Here is a 17835-nt window from a genome sequence, read left to right as displayed (position 1 = left end):
GCTTCAGGGCAGCAGGATCACCGAACCGGTGGTCTTGCGCGCTTCCAGGTCGCGGTGCGCCTGGGCCGCCTCGGCCAGTGGATAGCGATGGGACGGCGTCAGCTTGATCGTGCCGTCCTCCAGGCGGCGGAACAGCGCGGCCGACGACGCTTCCAGCTCGGCGCGGCTGGCGATGTAGTCGCCTAGCTTGGGCCGGGTCAGGAACAAGGAGCCGCGCTTGGTCAGCTCCAGCGGCGACACCGCCGGCACGGGGCCGGAGGCGTTGCCGAAGGTCACCATCATGCCGCGCGGACTCAGGCTGTCCAGCGAGGCTTGGAAGGTGCTCTTGCCCACCGAATCGAACACCACCGGCACGCCCTTGCCGCCGGTGATCTCGCGCACTCGCGCCGCGACGTCTTCCTCGCTGTAATTGATGACATGGGCGGCCCCCAGCCGGCGCGCGATCTCGCCCTTGGCCGCCGAGCCGACGGTGGCGATCACCTGCACGCCCATCGCCGACAGCCACTGCAATGCGATCTGGCCGACGCCGCCGGCGGCCGCATGCCACAGCACGGTCTGGCCCGGCTGCACCGGGAAGGTGCGTTGCACCAGGTATTCGACAGTCATGCCCTGCAGCATCGCGCAGGCGGCGGTTTCGTCGGCGATGCCGGCCGGCAGCTTGAGCAGATGCTCCGCGGCGATCAGCCGCTCGCTCGAATACGCCCCCAATGGCCCGCCGGCGTAGGCGACGCGATCGCCGGCTCGCAGCCCGTCCACGCCTTCGCCCACGGCAAGCACCACGCCGGCCGCTTCGCTGCCCAGGCCGCTGGGCAGGGACAGCGGATACAGGCCGCTGCGCTGGTAGGTATCGATGAAATTGACCCCGATGGCGCTATGGCGCAGATGCACTTCGCCCGGCCCGGGCCGGCCGATCTCCACATTTTCCAGCTTCAGCACTTCCGGGCCGCCGGTGGCGGCGAAAACGATCTTCTGACTCATGAGCAACTCCTCGCGGAAAATATCGGATCAGTGTGCCGCCGCGCCTCACGGCGAACAAGCGCCGCGCGCTGAACGGGGCGTCAAGAAAGTTTGGACAATTGTCTTTGGCCCCAGGCCACCACGTCCGGCAATACCTTGGGCCAGTTGTTCAAACGGTGGTCGTCGCCGTTGAATACGGTTTGTCGGCTGCCGCTGTAATGTCGCGCGGCTTCGCGCCAATCCAGCACTTCGTCGCGGCTGCCCAGCAGCAGCCAGTAGCGTCCCGCCGTCGGTTTATCCGTTTTTTGCGCTTGCAGCGCCGCCAGATCGGCGTCGCCCAGAGTGTAGACCTCGCCGGTATACGGATTGGTCTGTTCCCCGGCGAAGCGCGCCAGGTCGCGGTCGGGCTGGATGGCGGGATTGATCAGCGCCGCCGGCCGGCCGTGGCGTTCGGCCAAATAGCTGGCGTAGAAGCCGCCCAGCGAGCTGCCTATCAGCAAGGTATCGGCCGGCAGCGACAGCAACAGCGTTTCCGCCTGGCGGATGGCTTCGGCCGGATGCGGCGACAGTTTGGGGCAGTGCAGTTCGATATCCGGCGCATGCAGGCTCAGCCAGGCGGCGGTTTCGCCGGCTTTCAGCGATTTGGGGCTGGAGTTGAAACCATGAAGATAGACAATGTGCATGACGGGATCCGCGGTAACGATGGGCTCATGGTACGCGCCATGCCAACGATTGTCAGTGCCGGGTAAACCCGATGGCCGATGTTGTTAATATCGAGTAAAAACTCCTTTCCAATGGTTTCCAGCCATTGTCATGGCATCCCGCAAGATGCTGAAATATGCGCCAAATATACAAGCACGAGGAGAGAACATCATGAATCATCTGCCTGCCGGCGGCCCCGCCGCCACGCCGCATTCGCTGGAAAGCCTGATCATCGCTTGCGGCTATCTGCAGCACAGCGCTCTGCTGTTCGCCGAGGACATCGATGCCGACAAGGCGCTGATCCGGTCCGGTTTTTGTCCGCTGCATCAGGTGCAGCTGGATGCCCAGGGCGGCATGCGGGTGTTCGCTGAAGTGCACGCGGAGGTGAACGCCTTGTTGCGCGACAGCCATACCTTGCGTTTCGCCCTGCACGAAATGCTGATGCAGTTTGGTCCGAGCGTATGCAATGATGCGCTGGCGCGCATCGTGTTGCAGGGCGTCAACTCATTGGCGGATTGGCAGCAGGCCTGCCGTTCGCTGGCCGATCTGGGCCGCGGGCCGGTGCGGGTGGCGGCCTGAAGCGGATCGCGCCGTCGGTGCAGGCTGACGGCGCGTAGCGCGCCCATCAATAAAATAGCTTGCAATTAAATTGTGCACTATTTAATATGCAGCCATGGAAACCAAAGATTGCTGTCCCCCGGCGGACGAGTTGCTGCGTTTGGATCAGCAGCTGTGTTTTGCGCTGTATTCCGCCTCGCTGGCGATGAACAAAGTGTACCGCGACAGCCTGAAGCCGCTGGGCATCACGTATCCGCAATATCTGGTATTGCTGGTGTTGTGGGAACAGGATCAGCGTTCGGTGTCGGACATCGGCGACAAGCTCTATCTGGATTCGGCGACCCTGACGCCGTTGTTGAAGCGGATGGAGGCGGCTGGCTGGCTGGAGCGGCAACGATTGGCCAGCGACGAACGCGTGGTGATGGTCCGCTTGAGCGAAGCCGGCAAAGCGCTGCGAGCGCGGGCCGAGCAAATTCCGCTGCAATTGGCCTGCCGCAGCGGACTGCAATTGGATGAGATCGCGCATTTGCGGCAGGCCTTGTGCGGCTTGCGCGATCAGTTGCTGCAGTAAACCCGTCAGGGTTTTGATAATTAAATAGTGCACTATTTAATAGTGAATATTTTCGCCGGAACGGCGATAGCCATAGGAGCAGTCACATGAATCTTCTGCAAAAAGTGCTGTACACCGCTGAAGCCACCGCCACGGGAGGCCGCGATGGCCATGCCGAATCGAACGACGGCGCGCTGCAAGTGAAGCTGAGCACGCCGCGCGAGCTGGGCGGGACTGGCGGCGACGGCACCAATCCCGAGCAATTGTTCGCGGCCGGTTATTCCGCCTGCTTCATCGGCGCGCTGAAGGTAGCGGCGCAACAGGCAGGCGTGCGTCTGCCGGCGGAGGTGTCGGTGACCGGCAAGGTATCGATCGGCCCCATCGCCCATGGCTTCGGCATCGCCGCCAAGCTGGCGGTGTCGCTGCCCGGCATCGAGCGCGAGGCCGGGGAGAAGCTGATCGAGGCGGCGCATGGCATCTGCCCGTATTCCAACGCCACGCGCGGCAATATCGAAGTCGAGCTGACCCTGGCGTAAGCGCTTTCGCGCCCACCCAAGCCAAGACGCCGCCCGGCATGCCCGGCGGCGTCTTGTTGTGCGGCGCTCAATCTATGGTTTCGGATTCGCGGCTCAAGGATTGTTTGTTGCCGTACATCTTGCGGTCGGCCACAGCCAGCAATTCGTCAATCAGCAGGCCGTCTTCCGGGTAGTAAGCGGTGCCGATGCTGACGCCGACCAGGACGCGATGCTGCTCAACCTGATAGGGAAGCTGGATCGACTGTTTCAGCCGAGTGGTCACCTTGTCGGCCTCGCGGTTGGATTCGACGTCTTCCATGAGGATCACGAACTCGTCGCCGCCGATGCGGGCGACGGTATCCTCGTCGCGCACCACGTCCTGGATGCGGGCCGCGATCAATTGCAAAATCCGGTCGCCTACCACATGGCCGAAAGTGTCGTTGACCGGTTTGAAACGGTCCAAGTCCAGAAACAGCAGCGCCAGCCGCTTGCCGTTGCGGTCGACGCGGCTGATGGCGTGCTGCAGCCGGTCGTAGAACAAATTGCGGTTGGCCAGGCCCGTCAGCCGGTCGTGATTGGCCAGATGAAACAGCTGGCTTTCCCGCTGGCGCCGCAAATTGCTGCTGCGGACAAAGCTGTAACTGGCCAAGGCGAGTCCCAAGGCGAGCAGCAGGCTCAACAGCAGCCAGACCGACCATTCAAACAGGCCGATTTGCGCCCAACCCTGCTGCCAGCGCAAGGTGAGGCGCAGCGGCTGATTGCCGCCGCCCAGCAGTTGGGTGGCTTCCAGGCGCGGGAACAGCAGCTGCTCCAGCTGGCTGGCCCCGGCGTTGCCCAGCCGCAGCGCGTGGCCGTCTGGCGGCTGCGGCGGATCATCGCGATGGCGGATGCTGAGCTCCATGCCGGTGGGCAGGGACAAGTCGGCGGGCAGCAGAGAATCGGCGCGGATGAACAGCATGGCGAAATGCTTGGGTTGCAGATCGAGCATCCTGGGGGACTGTTGAGTGTCGATGTCCCGCAGTAGCGCGTAGCCGGTTTCGCCTTGCGGGAGAGTCAATTGGCGCGACAAAGTGGTGCGGCCGCTGTTCAGGCTCTCTTGCAAGGCATCGCGCAATTGCGGTTGCTGCCAGGCGTCGCGGCCGACCAGCTGTAGATTGCTTTGCGACTGCGGTTCGGCAAACATCAGCGGAAAGTATTGATCTTGTCCGGCGGACGGTGTTTCGTCGTTGTCGAAGCCGCGCAGGCGATAGCCTTTGCCATACTCGTGTTGCAGTTTCTTTTTGAAATCAGCCAGTTGAATGGCGGAGATGCGCTCAATATGAGCCAGCGCGGAGATCTGCGGGTAGCGCCGCAGCAGCTGCAGGACAAATGGATGTTTTTGCCGAGTTTCGCTGCGATGGTCCAGCGCGCTGAAGGTGGCATAGCTGTCGAGCACGGTCTCGTTGGTCAGCAGGCGCTGTTTCAATTGTTCGGTCAACTGCTGCATCTGGTTGTTGAATTGCTGCTCCGCGCCCAACAGCGAGCGGCTGGCGATGGACAGCGCGGCCAGCGCGCTGAGCATCAGCCAAAGAGCTATGCATACAACATAAACCAGTCTTGCTTGCATGTTAAAACCATCGACATAAATTCGGCAATGACTGATTCTATAAGAATGGGGGGCTATTTTTTAGCAATAAATCGGAGAAACAGCGAATTAAGTAATAGTACGTAACGCCTGGCGAGAGGCCAGCGCGGACTTGATCGCGGGGATTTGGCGGCGGCTGACCGACAGCGGCTGGGCGATGTCGCGCAGCTTGATTTGCCATTGATCGACGGCGGTTTGATTCAGCTCCTGAACCGTGTCCCGCATGACCAGGCAGCTGCGGTGGATGCGCAGCACGGCGTCGCCCAGGCGCTGCTCCAGCGCCACCAGCGCTTCGTCCAGCAGGTATTCCGCGCTGCGGGTGACCAAGGTGACGTATTTCAACTCGGCTTTCAGATAGCGAACCTCGCTGAACGGCACGTTGAGCAGCCGGCCGCGCTGACGCACCACGAAGCAGGGCGGCGCGTCCGGATTGCCGCAACGCGCCTCGGCGCGACGCAGACCTTCGGCCAGCCGCTCGCGGCGCACCGGCTTCAGCAGGTAATCGGCGGCGTTCAGTTCAAACGCCTCCACCGCGTAATGGTCATGAGCGGTGCTGAAGATCAACTGCGGCGGCAGCGCTTGCTGCCGCAGATGGCGGGCCAGGGCCATGCCGTCGCGGCCGGGCATGCCGATATCGAGCAGCACCACGTCGACCGGGTGGCGCGCCAGCCAGTCCAGGGCAGCCTGGCTGTCTGCCTGGCAGTGCACCTGCGTCACGCCCAGATCGCCGAGCAGTTGGCGCAAGCGTTCGCGCGCCAGCATTTCGTCGTCCACCACCAGCACGCGCAGACGGCTCAAATCACCCATTGCGGCTTGTCCATCTTGCTGACCAGCAGCCGCCACGACTGCAGCATCTTCTGGAATTTGTTGTTGGTCGGCGCCAGATCGCGCACCTTGCCCAGCAGCTCGTAGGCGCGGCGCATATGGCTTTCGTGCCAGCCGCTCTGGCTGACATACGCCATCACGGAGTTGATCAGGTTCAGCATGATCTGCACATTCTGCGGCAATTCTTCCAAGGCCTTGATGAAGTGTTCGATCGCCGCTTCGTATTGGCCCGATTGGGCCAGCAATACCGCCTGGTTGTTCAGCTCGGACACCGATTTGACGTTGCTGGCGATCAACTGGCGGCCAACGGCGCCCAGGCCGATTTCTTCGAACATCTCGCCGAAACGGGCCAGGGCATCCTCTTCGTCGTGATGATTGCGGATCAGGTATTCCATCACCTCATTGGCGCGGCCTTCCCGGCCTTGCTGGTAGCAGGCGCGGGCGTATTCCATCTGCGCGTCCTGGTCCAGTTTGGGCAAGAGCTGGCGGAAGCGCTCGTCGGCGGTGTCCAGCAGCTCGGCCGCCTTGCCGTCTTCGCCGTTCTTGGCCTGCAGCCGGCTGTCTACCACGCCGGCCAGCCATTCCGCCTCCTCGTTGTAACGGTAGTCGTGGCGCAGATTGCCCAAGGTTCGGCTGGCGCTGGCGGTGTCGCCGCGCGCCAGCTGGATGCGGGCCAAGGTGGCGTAATGGGTGGGGCTGCGGTGCCAGGTGTATTTGGCGATGTCCAGCGCCTGCTGATAAGCGGTTTCGGCGGTGGCCAGATCGTTGTTCATCACCGCCGCCTCCGCCAGCCGCTGCTGGCGGCTGAACACCACCGGCGACAGTTCGGCCGCCTGCTGCAAGACATGCTGCGCGCGTTTCAGATCGCCATTGCCGCGATACAGCTTGGCCAGCCAGTCATAGGCTTCCATCACCTGGTTGTTGTCGGCCAGCACGGCCTCGAACAGCAGCCTAGCCTCGTCCAGCGATTTGAGGCCGACCAGCGCCTTGGCCAGGCCCATCTTGGCCCAGGTGGTCGGTTTGATGCGCAGCACCTGCATATAGGCGTCGCGCGCGGTGTCGAAGTCCTGAATCTTCAGCGCCAGCGAGCCTTTCAGGCGCATGAAGTCGAAGGCGAATTCGCCATTCTCTTCTATCTTGCGGTTGCAGGCGTCGATGGCGCTCAGGTATTCATGGTGCAGGATGCTTTCGTCCACCAGCCGGAACGCCTCGCGCTTGCGCATCGCCCTCTCCAGCCGCGCCCGCAGCACTTCGCCGGTGAACGGCTTGAGCAGGTAGTCGTCCGGCACCAGCTCGGCGGCGGAAACCACGCGTTGCGAACGGCGTTCGCCGGTGACGATCATGAAGACGCAGGATTGTTTCAGCAGATTGCGCGCGCGGATCTCCTCGAACAGATACAGGCCGTCGTAGCCGTTGCCAAGATCGTAGTCGCACAGCACCACGTCGAACTCGTACTTGGCCATCTTGGCCAACGCGTCGCTGGGTTTGCTGGCGTATTCGACGCTGTTGGCGCCGAAGGACGACAGGGTCATCGCCATCGCCCGCTGCATCTGCGGCAGGCTGTCTATGATCAGAAACAGCCGTTTGGCGTAGGGATTGTCATAGCCGCGCTGCGCGGCGGGCCGCGCGCGCTGCGCCGGTTCCGTCGCGACGGCCGGGCTGGAGGGAGAGTCGCTCATCGCACCTGGGTCTGGCATGGTTATGGCTCAGTCGGATTGTTTTTGCGGCGGGCATGCTCCACTTCGGCCCGGTTTGTCGATCCGCCGCCCTCTGCTGTTGTCTTGCCACGGCGTGGCGTGGCTCAGGGGGCGGCGTTTCTTAGGCTGGCGTCAGCTTGGCGTAGCGCAAGTCCAGCCACTTTACTCCATGTTCGGCGAAGTTGATCTGCAAGCGCACATCCTCCCCGTTGCCTTCGGCGTCTATCACCACGCCGATTCCGAACTTGGCGTGGCTGACCGCCTGGCCGATGGACAGGCCGTAGGCGTTGTCGGCCTGGCGGCGCGGCATGGCGGCGCGCCTTGGCTGCTGCGGCGCAACGGGTGCTTTCACTGTAGCAGACAGCGAATGAATCAGTTCGCCCGGAATCTCGTCGATGAAGCGCGACGGGATCGGATACCGGCTCTGCCCATGCAGCATGCGGCTTTGCGCGCTGGACAGATACAGCCGCTTGCGGGCGCGGGTGATGGCCACATACATCAGCCGCCGCTCTTCCTGCAAACCCTTGCCGTCCATGATGCTGTTCTCATGCGGGAACAGGCCTTCTTCCAGACCGCTGACGAACACCGCGTCGAACTCCAGGCCCTTGGCGGCGTGCACCGTCATCAGCTGCAGCGCGTCGCTGCCGGCGTCGGCCTGGTGCTCGCCGGCCTCCAGGCTGGCGGCGGACAGGAACTCGGTCAGCGCCTGCTCGGGCTGGTCGGGCAGGAAGCTGGCGGCGGCGTTGACCAGTTCGTCCAGGTTGGCCAGCCGCTCCTCGCCGTCCTTCTTGTCCTGCTCGTACATGTCGCGCAGGCCGCTGCGGTCTATGGCCAAGCTGATGGTTTCGGCCAGGCTGAAGTCGCGGCTCTGCTCGCGCAGCCGCTCGATCAGCAGCACGAATTCGCCGATCTTGGCGGCGGTGCGGCCGCTGCCGGCGCCGCAGGCGGCCTGCCATAGCGAGACGCCCTGCTCGCGGCCTATGGCCTGCAGGTTTTCCACGCTGCGCGCGCCGATGCCGCGCGCCGGCACGTTGATCACGCGCAGCAGCGCGTTGTCGTCGTCCGGGTTGGCGATCAGCCTGAGGTAGGCCAGCGCGTGCTTGATTTCCTGGCGCTCGAAGAAGCGCAGGCCGCCGTAGATGCGGTAAGGGATCTGAGCGTTGACCAGCACATGCTCCAGCAAACGCGATTGGGCGTTGGAGCGGTACAGCACGGCCATGTCCGACAGGGCCAGGCCTTCGCGGTGCAGGCTTTTCACCTCGTCGATGATGAATTCGGCCTCGTCGCCGTCGCTGCCGGCCTGGTAGAAGCGGATTTTTTCGCCTTCGCCGGCATCGGTCCACAGATTCTTGCCCAAGCGGCCGTCGTTCTGTTCGATCAGCGCGTTGGCGGCGTTGAGGATATTGCCCATGGAGCGGTAGTTCTGCTCCAGCCGCACCGGCTCGGCGACGTGGAAGTCGGACAGCAGCGCGCGCATATTGCCCACCTCGGCGCCGCGGAAGCCGTAGATGCTCTGGTCGTCGTCGCCGACGGCGAACAGCGCGCCATGCTCGCCGGCCAGCAGCTTCAGCCAGGCGTACTGCAGGCGGTTGGTGTCCTGGAACTCGTCCACCAGGATGTGGCTGAAGCGGCTGCTGTAGTGCGCGCGCAGCGCCTCGTTGCGCGACAACAGTTCGTAACTCCGCAGCAGCAGTTCGGCGAAATCCACCACGCCTTCGCGCCGGCACTGGGCGTCGTAGGCGGCGTACAGCTCCACCAGTTTGGCTTCGTACGGGTTCAGCGCCGGCGGTAGGGCCTCGGCGCGCAGGCCGGCTTCCTTGTTGCCGTTGATATAGCTTTGCACCGCGCGCGGCGGGTATTTCTCGTCCGACAGCTCCAGGCTTTTCAACAGGCGCTTGATCGCGGCTTGCTGGTCGGCGGAGTCGAGGATCTGGAAGGTTTGCGGCAGGCCGGCGTCGCGATAGTGGATGCGCAGGAAACGATTGCACAGGCCGTGGAAGGTGCCTATCCACATATTGCGGACATTGACCGGCACCTGTGCCGACAGCCGGGTCTGCATCTCGCGCGCGGCCTTGTTGGTGAAGGTGACCGCCAGCACGCCGGCCGGCGAGGTCTGCCCGGTGGACAACAGCCAGGCGATGCGGGTGGTCAGCACCCGCGTTTTGCCGCTGCCGGCGCCGGCCAGCACCAGCGCGCTCTTGGCGGGCCAGGTGACGGCGCGCAGTTGTTCGGGATTCAGGCCGGCTAACAGATCGCTCATGACGGGACGTTTTCGCTGCAAAAACGCCATTTTAGCATGCGTCCCCGTCAGCTCATGGCCGGCGTCACTCCTGGGCCTGATAGCGCGTCAGCATCGCCTTCAGCTTGCCGTTCTTGTGCAGCCGTTCGATGGCGCGGTTCAAAGCGTCCAGCTTCAGCGGCGATTGCGGCGACAGCGCGCACATCGTCGGATGCGAGGACACCACCAGCGGGTGCAGTCTGAACGCGGCGGCTTCCTGGGCGTGGCCGCGCGCCCACCACGCATAGATGAACTCGGTGACGATGGCGACATCGCTCAACTGCTTTTCCAGCGATTTGAACAGCAATTCAAAACGCGTTTCGGTTTCGCGCGTGCTGCGATTGCTGGCCCACAGGTATTCCAGCTCCGGGTAGTGGTAGCCGTGCTGGGTGCCGATGCGCTTGCCGGCCAGATCGTCGAATTGGCGGATGGTCGGCAGGCCTTTCAGCGACAGCACCCGTTCGGTCAGCGGGTAGATTTCCCGGCTCCAGTTCAAGCGGGCGGAATTGCCGTACCAGTCAGGATTGGCGTTGCAGATGACGTCCACCTTGCCGGTTTCTATCGCCGGCTCCACCCGGCGCCGCGCCAGGATGACGAATTGCGGCTGCATATTGAGCTCTTCGGCCAATAGTTGGCCGATATCGAGCGACAGTCCGCCTGTCAGTTTGGCGCCATCGGGCGACAGTACCGCCATGGGCGGCGCGTCGGTATCGGCGACGCCGATGCGCAAGGGAGCGGCCGAGGCGGCGGACGCGATCAGCAGCAGGCAGGAAAACCACCATTTCTTATTCGTGCTGGCCATATCGATGCGTTCTCTTAATTCTAATGAGGGCTGTCAGAAGCGGTGAAAGCCGATGTTATGATGACCGTAGCAGGCCCGGTGGCCCCTAGATACCGTTTTAGACAAACACGCTGCAATTGATATGACAAAACCATTACCTCATCCAGTTTTTCAGCACCTGTCGCAACGCATTCTGATCCTGGATGGGGGCATGGGCACCATGATCCAGCGCCATCAGTTGTCCGAGGCCGACTACCGAGGCGAGCGTTTCGCCGACTGGCCCTGCGATGTCAAGGGCAATAACGACCTGCTGGTCTTGACCCGGCCCGACGTGATCGCCGGCATCCACCAGGCCTATCTGGACGCCGGCGCCGACATCGTCGAGACCAATACCTTCAACGCCACCTCCATCGCCATGGCCGACTACCGGATGGAGAGCCTGGTGTGGGAAATCAACCGCGAGGCGGCACGGCTGGTCAAGGAGCTGTGCGTGGCGGCAACCGCCCGCAACCCGGCCAAGCCCCGATTCTGCGCCGGCGTGCTCGGTCCCACCAACCGCACCTGTTCCATCAGCCCGGATGTCAACGATCCCGGCTATCGAAATGTCACTTTTGACCAACTGGTGGCAAGCTATACCGAGGCGATAGACGGCCTGGTGGCCGGCGGCGCGGATCTGCTCTTGGTGGAAACCATCTTCGACACGCTGAACGCCAAGGCGGCGGTGTTCGCCATCCATCAATACTTCGACGAGCGCCCGGACACCCCGCGCTTGCCGATCATGATCTCCGGCACCATCACCGATCAGTCCGGCCGCACGCTGACCGGGCAGACCGCCGAGGCCTTCTACAACTCCTTGTCCCACGCCAACGCCGCGAGCTTCGGCCTGAACTGCGCCTTGGGACCGGACTTGCTGCGGCCCTATGTCGAGGAATTGGCGCGGGTGTCGGCGACGTATGTGTCCGTGCACGCCAACGCCGGCCTGCCCAATGCCTTCGGCGGCTACGACCTGGAGCCGCAGGCGATGGGCGAGCATGTGCGGGAATGGGCGGAATCGGGCCTGATCAACATCGTCGGCGGTTGTTGCGGCACCACGCCGGAACACATCGCCGCCATCGCCCAGGCGGTGGACGGCCTCGCGCCGCGGGCGCTGCCGCGGATCGAGCCCAAGTGCCGGCTGTCCGGCCTGGAGCCGTTCAACATCGGCGACGAGGATTTGTTCGTCAACGTCGGCGAACGCACCAACGTCACCGGCAGCCGCGCCTTCGCCAAATTGATCCTCAACGGCGACTACGCCACCGCGCTGGACGTGGCGCGGCAGCAGGTGGAAAACGGCGCCCAGGTCATCGACATCAATATGGACGAGGGCATGCTGGACGCCCACGCCGCTATGGTGCGCTTTCTGAACCTGATCGCGTCGGAGCCGGACATCGCCCGCGTGCCCATCATGATCGATTCGTCCAAGTGGGAGGTGATCGAGGCCGGCCTGAAATGCATCCAGGGCAAGGGCATCGTCAATTCCATCTCCATGAAGGAAGGCCGCGACAAGTTTGTCGAGCAGGCGCGCTTGCTGCGCCGCTACGGCGCGGCGGTGATCGTGATGGCGTTTGACGAGCAGGGCCAGGCTGATACCTACGCCCGCAAGATCGAGATCTGCGACAAGAGCTATCGCATCCTGGTGGACGAGGTGGGTTTTCCGCCGGAAGACATCATTTTCGACCCGAACATCTTCGCCGTCGCCACCGGCATCGACGAGCACGCCCGCTACGGCCTGGATTTCATCGAGGCCACCGGCTGGATCAAGCAGCACCTGCCGCACGCCAAGATATCCGGCGGCGTGTCCAATGTGTCGTTCAGTTTCCGCGGCAACAACAAGGTGCGCGAAGCCATCCACGCGGTGTTCCTGTATCACGCCATCCAGCGCGGCATGACCATGGGCATCGTCAACGCCGGCGCGCTGGAAGTGTACGACGAGGTCGATCCGGAGCTGCGCGCGCGCATCGAGGACGTGGTGCTGATGCGCCAGCCCAAGGACGGCGGCGACGCCACCGAACGCCTGATCGAGCTGGCCGAGAAGTTCAAGGGCGAGGCTGCCGGCGAGAAAAAAGGCGAAGACCTGGCCTGGCGTTCCTGGCCAGTGGAAAAGCGGCTGGAGCACGCGCTGGTCAAGGGCATCACCACCTTCATCGTCGAGGACACCGAGGAAGTTCGGCTGAAGTGCGCGCGGCCGATCCACGTGATCGAAGGCCCGCTGATGGACGGCATGAACGTGGTCGGCGATCTGTTCGGCGCCGGCAAGATGTTTTTGCCGCAGGTGGTGAAATCGGCCCGCGTGATGAAGGCGGCGGTGGCGCATCTGGAGCCGTTCATTGAGGAGGAAAAGATCGCGCTGGGCCTGTCCGACGCGCCGGCCAAGGGCGTGATCATCATGGCCACGGTCAAGGGCGACGTGCACGACATCGGCAAGAATATTGTCGGCGTGGTGCTGCGCTGCAATAACTACAAGGTGATCGACCTGGGCGTGATGGTGCCGTGCCAGACCATACTCGACGCCGCGCGCGAGCATAAAGCCGACATCATCGGCCTGTCCGGCCTGATCACCCCCAGCCTGGAAGAAATGAGCCATGTGGCCAAGGAGATGCAGCGCCAGGGCTTCGACATTCCGCTGCTGATAGGCGGGGCGACTACGTCCAAGGTGCACACCGCGGTCAAGATCGCGCCGCACTACCAACATCCGGTGGTGTACGTGCCGGACGCCAGCCGCGCGGTCGGCGTTTGCTCCAATCTGCTGTCCGACACCCTGAAGGACGCCTTCGTGCTGGAAAACGCCGCCGAGCAGCAGCGCGCGCGCGAGGGCCATGCCAACAAGGCGGGCCGCAAGGTGGTCAGCCTGGAAGCCGCGCGCGCCAATAAAGAGAAAATCGACTGGGCCGGCTATACGCCGCCCAAACCGCAATGGCTGGGCGTGCGCCGCTTCGAGAACTACCCGCTTTCCGAGATAGCCACCTACATCGACTGGACGCCGTTCTTCCAGAGCTGGGAGCTGGCTGGCCGTTTCCCGCGCATTCTCCACGACGAGATCGTCGGCGAGTCGGCGCGCGCGCTGTATGAAGACGCCCAGCTCATGCTGAAGCGGATCATCGACGAGAGCTGGCTCGCCGCCAACGCGGTGATCGGCCTGTTTCCGGCCAATAGCGTCAACGACGACGACATCGAAATCCGCAACCCGGACAACCGCGCCAGCCTGATGACCTGGGTGGGCCTGCGCCAGCAACTGCCCAAAACCGACGGCAAGGCCAACTGGGCGCTGGCCGATTACATCGCGCCCAGGGACAGCGGCGTGCAGGACTATATCGGCGCCTTCGCCGTCACCGCCGGCATCGGCATCGAGCCGCACGTGAAGCGTTTCGAAGACGCCAACGACGACTATTCGGCCATTCTGCTGAAGGCGCTGGCCGACCGCCTGGCCGAGGCCTTCGCCGAGTTGATGCACGCCCGCGTGCGGCGCGAATTCTGGGGTTACGCCGCCGACGAGCATCTGGACAACGAGGCGCTGATAGACGAGCAGTACCGCGGCATCCGCCCCGCCCCCGGCTATCCGGCCTGCCCGGACCACACGGTGAAGACCGGCTTGTTTGAGCTGTTGGACGCGCCGGCCATCGGCATGACCTTGACCGAAGGCTACGCCATGTTGCCGACGGCCGCCGTGTCCGGCTTCTACTTCAGCCACCCGGCTGCGCGCTACTTCGGCGTTGGCAAGGTGGAGAGGGACCAGGTGCAAAGCTACGCCGAACGCCGCGGCGTCAGCATCGAACAGGCCGAGCGCGATCTGGCGCCGAATCTGGGCTATGACGCCTGAACATGCCACGCCGCCATGGCGCCGGCTGATCGCGGCCGGCCTGGCCTTCAACGGCTGGTGGCTGCTGCTGGTGTGGTTCCGCGACCATCTGGCCGTGCTGACCCTGGCCGGCGCCTTGCTGGCCTGGGAGGCGCTGCCGTCCGGGCTGAGAAAGCCCGCCCTGCTGCTGGCGGCTGCCGGCGGCGCGCTGGATTTCGCCTTGGCCGCCAGCGGATTGCTGCGTTTCGTCGGCGTCGGCACCCTGCCCTTGTGGATGATGACGCTGTGGCTCAGCTTCGCCTGCTGGTGGGTGTGGCTGCTGCAGGCCTGGCGGCCGTCGCCGCGCCTCCTTGCCGCCCTGGGCGCGCTGGCGGGTCCGGCGGCCTATTACGCCGGCTTCCGCCTGCAGGCGCTGCAGCCGGGCTTGCCCTGGTGGGGATTGATGCCGATCTTGGCCTTGCTATGGGGCGTAGGTTTGCCGCAGACCTTGCGCCTGCGGCTGCAAGAGCGCGCGGCTCAATGAACGAAACTGTGGATAAGTTTCAGCGTGTCGCATGGTTGTGGATAAGCGGACTTCACGCCCATAAAACAGACCCCAGCCCCAGCCCCAGCCCCAGCGCCGCCAGCGCCAGCAACATCAACAGTGCCTGCCGTCCGGCTTCGCGCGACCCCAGCGACAGCGCGTAACACCCCTTGGCCACGTTATTGGCCGAGGCGGCGATCAAAATGGCCGCGGCCGCCACCGGCAGCGGCGTCAGCTGCGGCGTGGACTGGGTGATGCCCATGATGAACGGGTCCACGTCGCTGACGCCCATCACCGCCGCCAGCGTATAGACGCCGGCCGCGCCCAGGTATTGCGCCGCCAGCCGCGTCGCCACCAGCATGGCGATGAACAGCGCCGCGAACAGCAGGGCGGTGCTGATTTCCAGCGGGTTTTTCGGCTGATAGGCTTCGTTGGCCACGGCGGCGTTCGCTCCGCTCTTGGACCACAGCCAGCCGCCCAGCAGCGCCAGCGCCGCCAATAGCGAAAACAGCGGCCACAGCCGCAAGAGCAGCGGGAGATTGAACAGCGCCAGGAAGGCCATCAGCCGCAGATACATCATGCCGGAAGCCATCACGATGGCCCCGGCGTACTCGCGCGGCGCGGCGGCGCCGGCGGAACGGCGCGCCAACACCACCGTGGTGACGGTGGACGAATAGGCGCCGCCGGCCAGCGCCGCCAGCAGCAGGCCGCCGCGCCCCTGGCGCAGCCGCTGCAGCAAATAGCTGCCATAGGAAATAGCGCTGACCGCCACCACCACCAGCCAGGTGTTGAACGGATTGATCTGGAAGCGGCTCATGGCCTGATTGGGCAGCAGCGGCAGAATCACCGCGGCCAGCAGCAGAAACTGGGTGAGGATGAGGATGTCCGTCGGGTCGATGCGTTGGGCCAGGGTTTCCAGCCGCGTCTTGAATTCCAGCAGCAGCAGGCTGGCCACGGTCAGCGTGGCGGCCAGCCAGTACAGCTCGCGGCAGACCAGCACGCCGATCAGATAGGTGGCCAGGCCGGTCATCTCGGTGGTGACGCTGGAATAGCCGGAGCCGCTGAGCTTGTGCCAGTACGACATCAGCAGGAAAGCCGCCACCACCGCGAAGCCGAGCGCCACCGGCATCCATTCGCCGTGCGCCAGCGTGGCGATGACATAGCCGATCAGGCCGATCAGCGGATAGGTGCGCACGCCGCCGAAAGCGTATTTATCGCCGCCGGCCTTGCGCTCTTCCCGCTCCAGCCCGATCAGGAAGGCCAGGAACAGCACCAGGGTGATTTGCGTCGCCTCGGGCGGCAGCCAGTCCAGATAGCGCATGGGCAGGGGTTTCCGTTTGAAACGGTACTGTCTTCAAGATATCCCGTATGGATGGCTGTGTATACCAGCGATGTCGTCGCCGCGCAGGCTGGTTGATTCGGATCAGGCGCGCGGGCTGTGGATCAATCGGCTATTGGACTTGATGTGTGGATAAGTCGGCAGAAGGCCAACAAAAACCCGCGCCTGGCGGCGCGGGCTGCGGGGTGGCTGCGGCAGGCGCTTATACCGCCATCACCGCCTCGATCTCGTCCACCGTCTTCGGAATCGGCTCGCCCAGCACGCGGCTGCCGTCTGCCGTCACCAGCACGTTGTCTTCGATGCGGATGCCGCCGAAGTCGGCGTATTCGCGGAATTTGGCGTAGTTGATGAAGGCGCTGTGGCGTTCTTCCTTCTCCCAGGCTTCGATCAGCGCCGGAATGAAGTAAACGCCCGGCTCAACCGTCACCACCATGCCGGCCTTCAGCGGCTTGCCCAGGCGCAGGTAGCCCAGGCCGAACAGCGGGCTGCGCTCGGCGCCGTCGCCGTAACCGACCAGGTCTTCGCCCAGCGCTTCCATATCGTGCACGTCCATGCCGATCTGGTGGCCCAGGCCGTGTGGGAAAGCGATGGCATAGGCGCCGGATTCGACGATGGCGTCGACGTCGCCGCGGAAGAAGCCCAGCTCGGCCATGCGCTCCACCATCACGGCGGCGGACAGTTTGTGGATGTCCTGGTATTTGACGCCGGGTTTGATGGCGGCGATGGCGGCCTCCTGCATCTCCAGCACGATGTCGTACAACTCGCGCTGGCGGGTGGAGAACTTGCCGCCCACCGGGAAGGTGCGGGTGATGTCGCTGGCGTAGCCACCGCCGCTGGCGCAGCCGGTGTCGTTCAGCACCAGGTCCCCCTGCTGCAGCACATTGCCGTGGCCATGGTTGTGCAGCACTTCGCCGCGCTTGGAGAAGATGGACGGGTAGGCCAGATGCCAGTCATGGCGGCGCATGATGCCTTCCATGATGCCCACCACCTGGTATTCCAGCACGCCCGGCTTGGCGTTTTGCATGGCCGCGATGTGCATGGCGTGGGTCACGCCCAGCGCGTTTTCCATCTCGGCGATCTCTTCCTCGCCCTTGATCTCGCGCAGCGCCACCACGGCGCGGGTCAGCTCGGGACAGAAGCCGGCCTTGACCTCGGCCGGATGCACGTCCAGCAGACGGCCCAGCTCTATCATGGTTTCGCCGCGGTACGGCGCCAGGTAGCGCACCGGGCGGCCGGCGGCGCGGGCCTCGGCCAGCAGTTGGGCCAGTTCGGCGTACGGGCGGCTTAGGCCGACTGCCGCCTTGGCGGCGCGTTCGGCCAAGCTGGGCAGCGGGCCGGTCCAGACGATGTCGGATACGTCCGGGTCATTGCCGAACAAGGTGGCTTCGCCGCTGTCGGCGTCGATCACGCCGGCCAGGCCCGGCTCGTTCAGGCCGAAGAAGTAGCGGAAGCTGGAGTCCTGCACAAAAGGCAGAGTGTTGTCGTGGTAGTTCATCGGCGAGTCGACATTGCCGACGAACAGCAGCAGGCCGGACAGACTTGCCTGTTGCAGGCGGGCGCGGCGCGCGGCGAAGACGGAAGGGGCGAACATGCTTTTCTCCTTTTGCCGCAGGGCGGCTAAGCATGCCGCTGCGGATAGATTTAGCCGTCT

The 17835-nt window shown here is 64.1% G+C and carries 14 protein-coding genes; 5 read left to right on the top strand and 9 right to left on the bottom strand.

The features are described 5' to 3' along the window. Positions 1-3: 3 nt before the first annotated feature. A complete protein-coding gene (locus QUG01_RS08990; RefSeq protein ID WP_500829831.1) occupies positions 4-978 on the bottom strand; it encodes a quinone oxidoreductase family protein in 975 nt (324 codons plus the stop codon). 80 nt (positions 979-1058) lie between these two features. Beyond that, the gene (locus QUG01_RS08985; protein ID WP_500829830.1) at positions 1059-1640 is read right to left on the bottom strand and encodes a YqiA/YcfP family alpha/beta fold hydrolase; all 582 of its coding nucleotides are present in this window, start codon (positions 1638-1640) and stop codon (positions 1059-1061) included. Positions 1641-1830: 190 nt separating this feature from the next. Between QUG01_RS08985 and QUG01_RS08980 the strand changes: the two genes are divergently transcribed. The 3 genes from QUG01_RS08980 to QUG01_RS08970 all read left to right on the top strand — a co-directional run bounded on the left by QUG01_RS08980 (position 1831) and on the right by QUG01_RS08970 (position 3303). Beyond that, positions 1831-2238 carry a hypothetical protein gene (locus QUG01_RS08980; protein ID WP_500829829.1) on the top strand — a complete coding sequence of 136 codons (408 nt, stop codon included), beginning with the start codon at positions 1831-1833 and terminating at the stop codon, positions 2236-2238. Positions 2239-2332: 94 nt separating this feature from the next. Continuing rightward, complete coding sequence (locus QUG01_RS08975; RefSeq protein ID WP_500829828.1) at positions 2333-2788, top strand: MarR family winged helix-turn-helix transcriptional regulator; 456 nt, start codon at positions 2333-2335, stop codon at positions 2786-2788. 86 nt (positions 2789-2874) lie between these two features. Next, positions 2875-3303 (top strand): organic hydroperoxide resistance protein, encoded by a 429-nt coding sequence (locus QUG01_RS08970; protein WP_500829827.1) that lies wholly within the window; start codon positions 2875-2877, stop codon positions 3301-3303. 67 nt (positions 3304-3370) lie between these two features. Here the strand turns inward: QUG01_RS08970 and QUG01_RS08965 are convergent, their stop codons facing one another. From QUG01_RS08965 to QUG01_RS08945, 5 genes are all read right to left on the bottom strand, one after another. Next, positions 3371-4843 carry a diguanylate cyclase domain-containing protein gene (locus QUG01_RS08965; protein ID WP_500829826.1) on the bottom strand — a complete coding sequence of 491 codons (1473 nt, stop codon included), beginning with the start codon at positions 4841-4843 and terminating at the stop codon, positions 3371-3373. 132 nt (positions 4844-4975) lie between these two features. Beyond that, the gene (locus QUG01_RS08960; RefSeq protein ID WP_500829825.1) at positions 4976-5713 is read right to left on the bottom strand and encodes a LytR/AlgR family response regulator transcription factor; all 738 of its coding nucleotides are present in this window, start codon (positions 5711-5713) and stop codon (positions 4976-4978) included. Beyond that, the gene (locus QUG01_RS08955) at positions 5701-7410 is read right to left on the bottom strand and encodes a response regulator (RefSeq protein WP_500829824.1); all 1710 of its coding nucleotides are present in this window, start codon (positions 7408-7410) and stop codon (positions 5701-5703) included. Before QUG01_RS08955 ends, QUG01_RS08960 begins: the two co-directional genes overlap by 13 nt. A gap of 139 nt (positions 7411-7549) precedes the next feature. After that, complete coding sequence (locus tag QUG01_RS08950; protein WP_500829823.1) at positions 7550-9688, bottom strand: UvrD-helicase domain-containing protein; 2139 nt, start codon at positions 9686-9688, stop codon at positions 7550-7552. 64 nt (positions 9689-9752) lie between these two features. Continuing rightward, positions 9753-10508 (bottom strand): substrate-binding periplasmic protein, encoded by a 756-nt coding sequence (locus QUG01_RS08945; RefSeq protein ID WP_500829822.1) that lies wholly within the window; start codon positions 10506-10508, stop codon positions 9753-9755. A 121-nt stretch (positions 10509-10629) separates the two neighbouring features. Here QUG01_RS08945 and metH point away from each other — a divergent pair, with 121 nt between their 5' ends. Both metH and QUG01_RS08935 read left to right on the top strand, forming a co-directional pair. Beyond that, complete coding sequence (metH, locus tag QUG01_RS08940) at positions 10630-14343, top strand: methionine synthase (RefSeq protein WP_500829821.1); 3714 nt, start codon at positions 10630-10632, stop codon at positions 14341-14343. Then, complete coding sequence (locus QUG01_RS08935; protein ID WP_500829820.1) at positions 14333-14845, top strand: DUF2878 family protein; 513 nt, start codon at positions 14333-14335, stop codon at positions 14843-14845. The genes metH and QUG01_RS08935 overlap by 11 nt, the downstream gene beginning before the upstream one ends. A 52-nt stretch (positions 14846-14897) precedes the next feature. Here the strand turns inward: QUG01_RS08935 and QUG01_RS08930 are convergent, their stop codons facing one another. After that, on the bottom strand, positions 14898-16166 hold the full coding sequence (locus QUG01_RS08930) for an MgtC/SapB family protein (protein WP_500829819.1): 1269 nt from the start codon (positions 16164-16166) through the stop codon (positions 14898-14900). A 220-nt stretch (positions 16167-16386) separates the two neighbouring features. Continuing rightward, positions 16387-17775: an aminopeptidase P family protein gene (locus QUG01_RS08925; RefSeq protein ID WP_500829818.1), complete on the bottom strand. Its 1389-nt coding sequence runs from the start codon at positions 17773-17775 to the stop codon at positions 16387-16389. Positions 17776-17835 lie beyond the last annotated feature (60 nt).

Source organism: Chromobacterium sp. CCUG 76385 (genome assembly GCF_059916625.1).
This window is presented reverse-complemented; position numbering and strand designations above follow the sequence as displayed.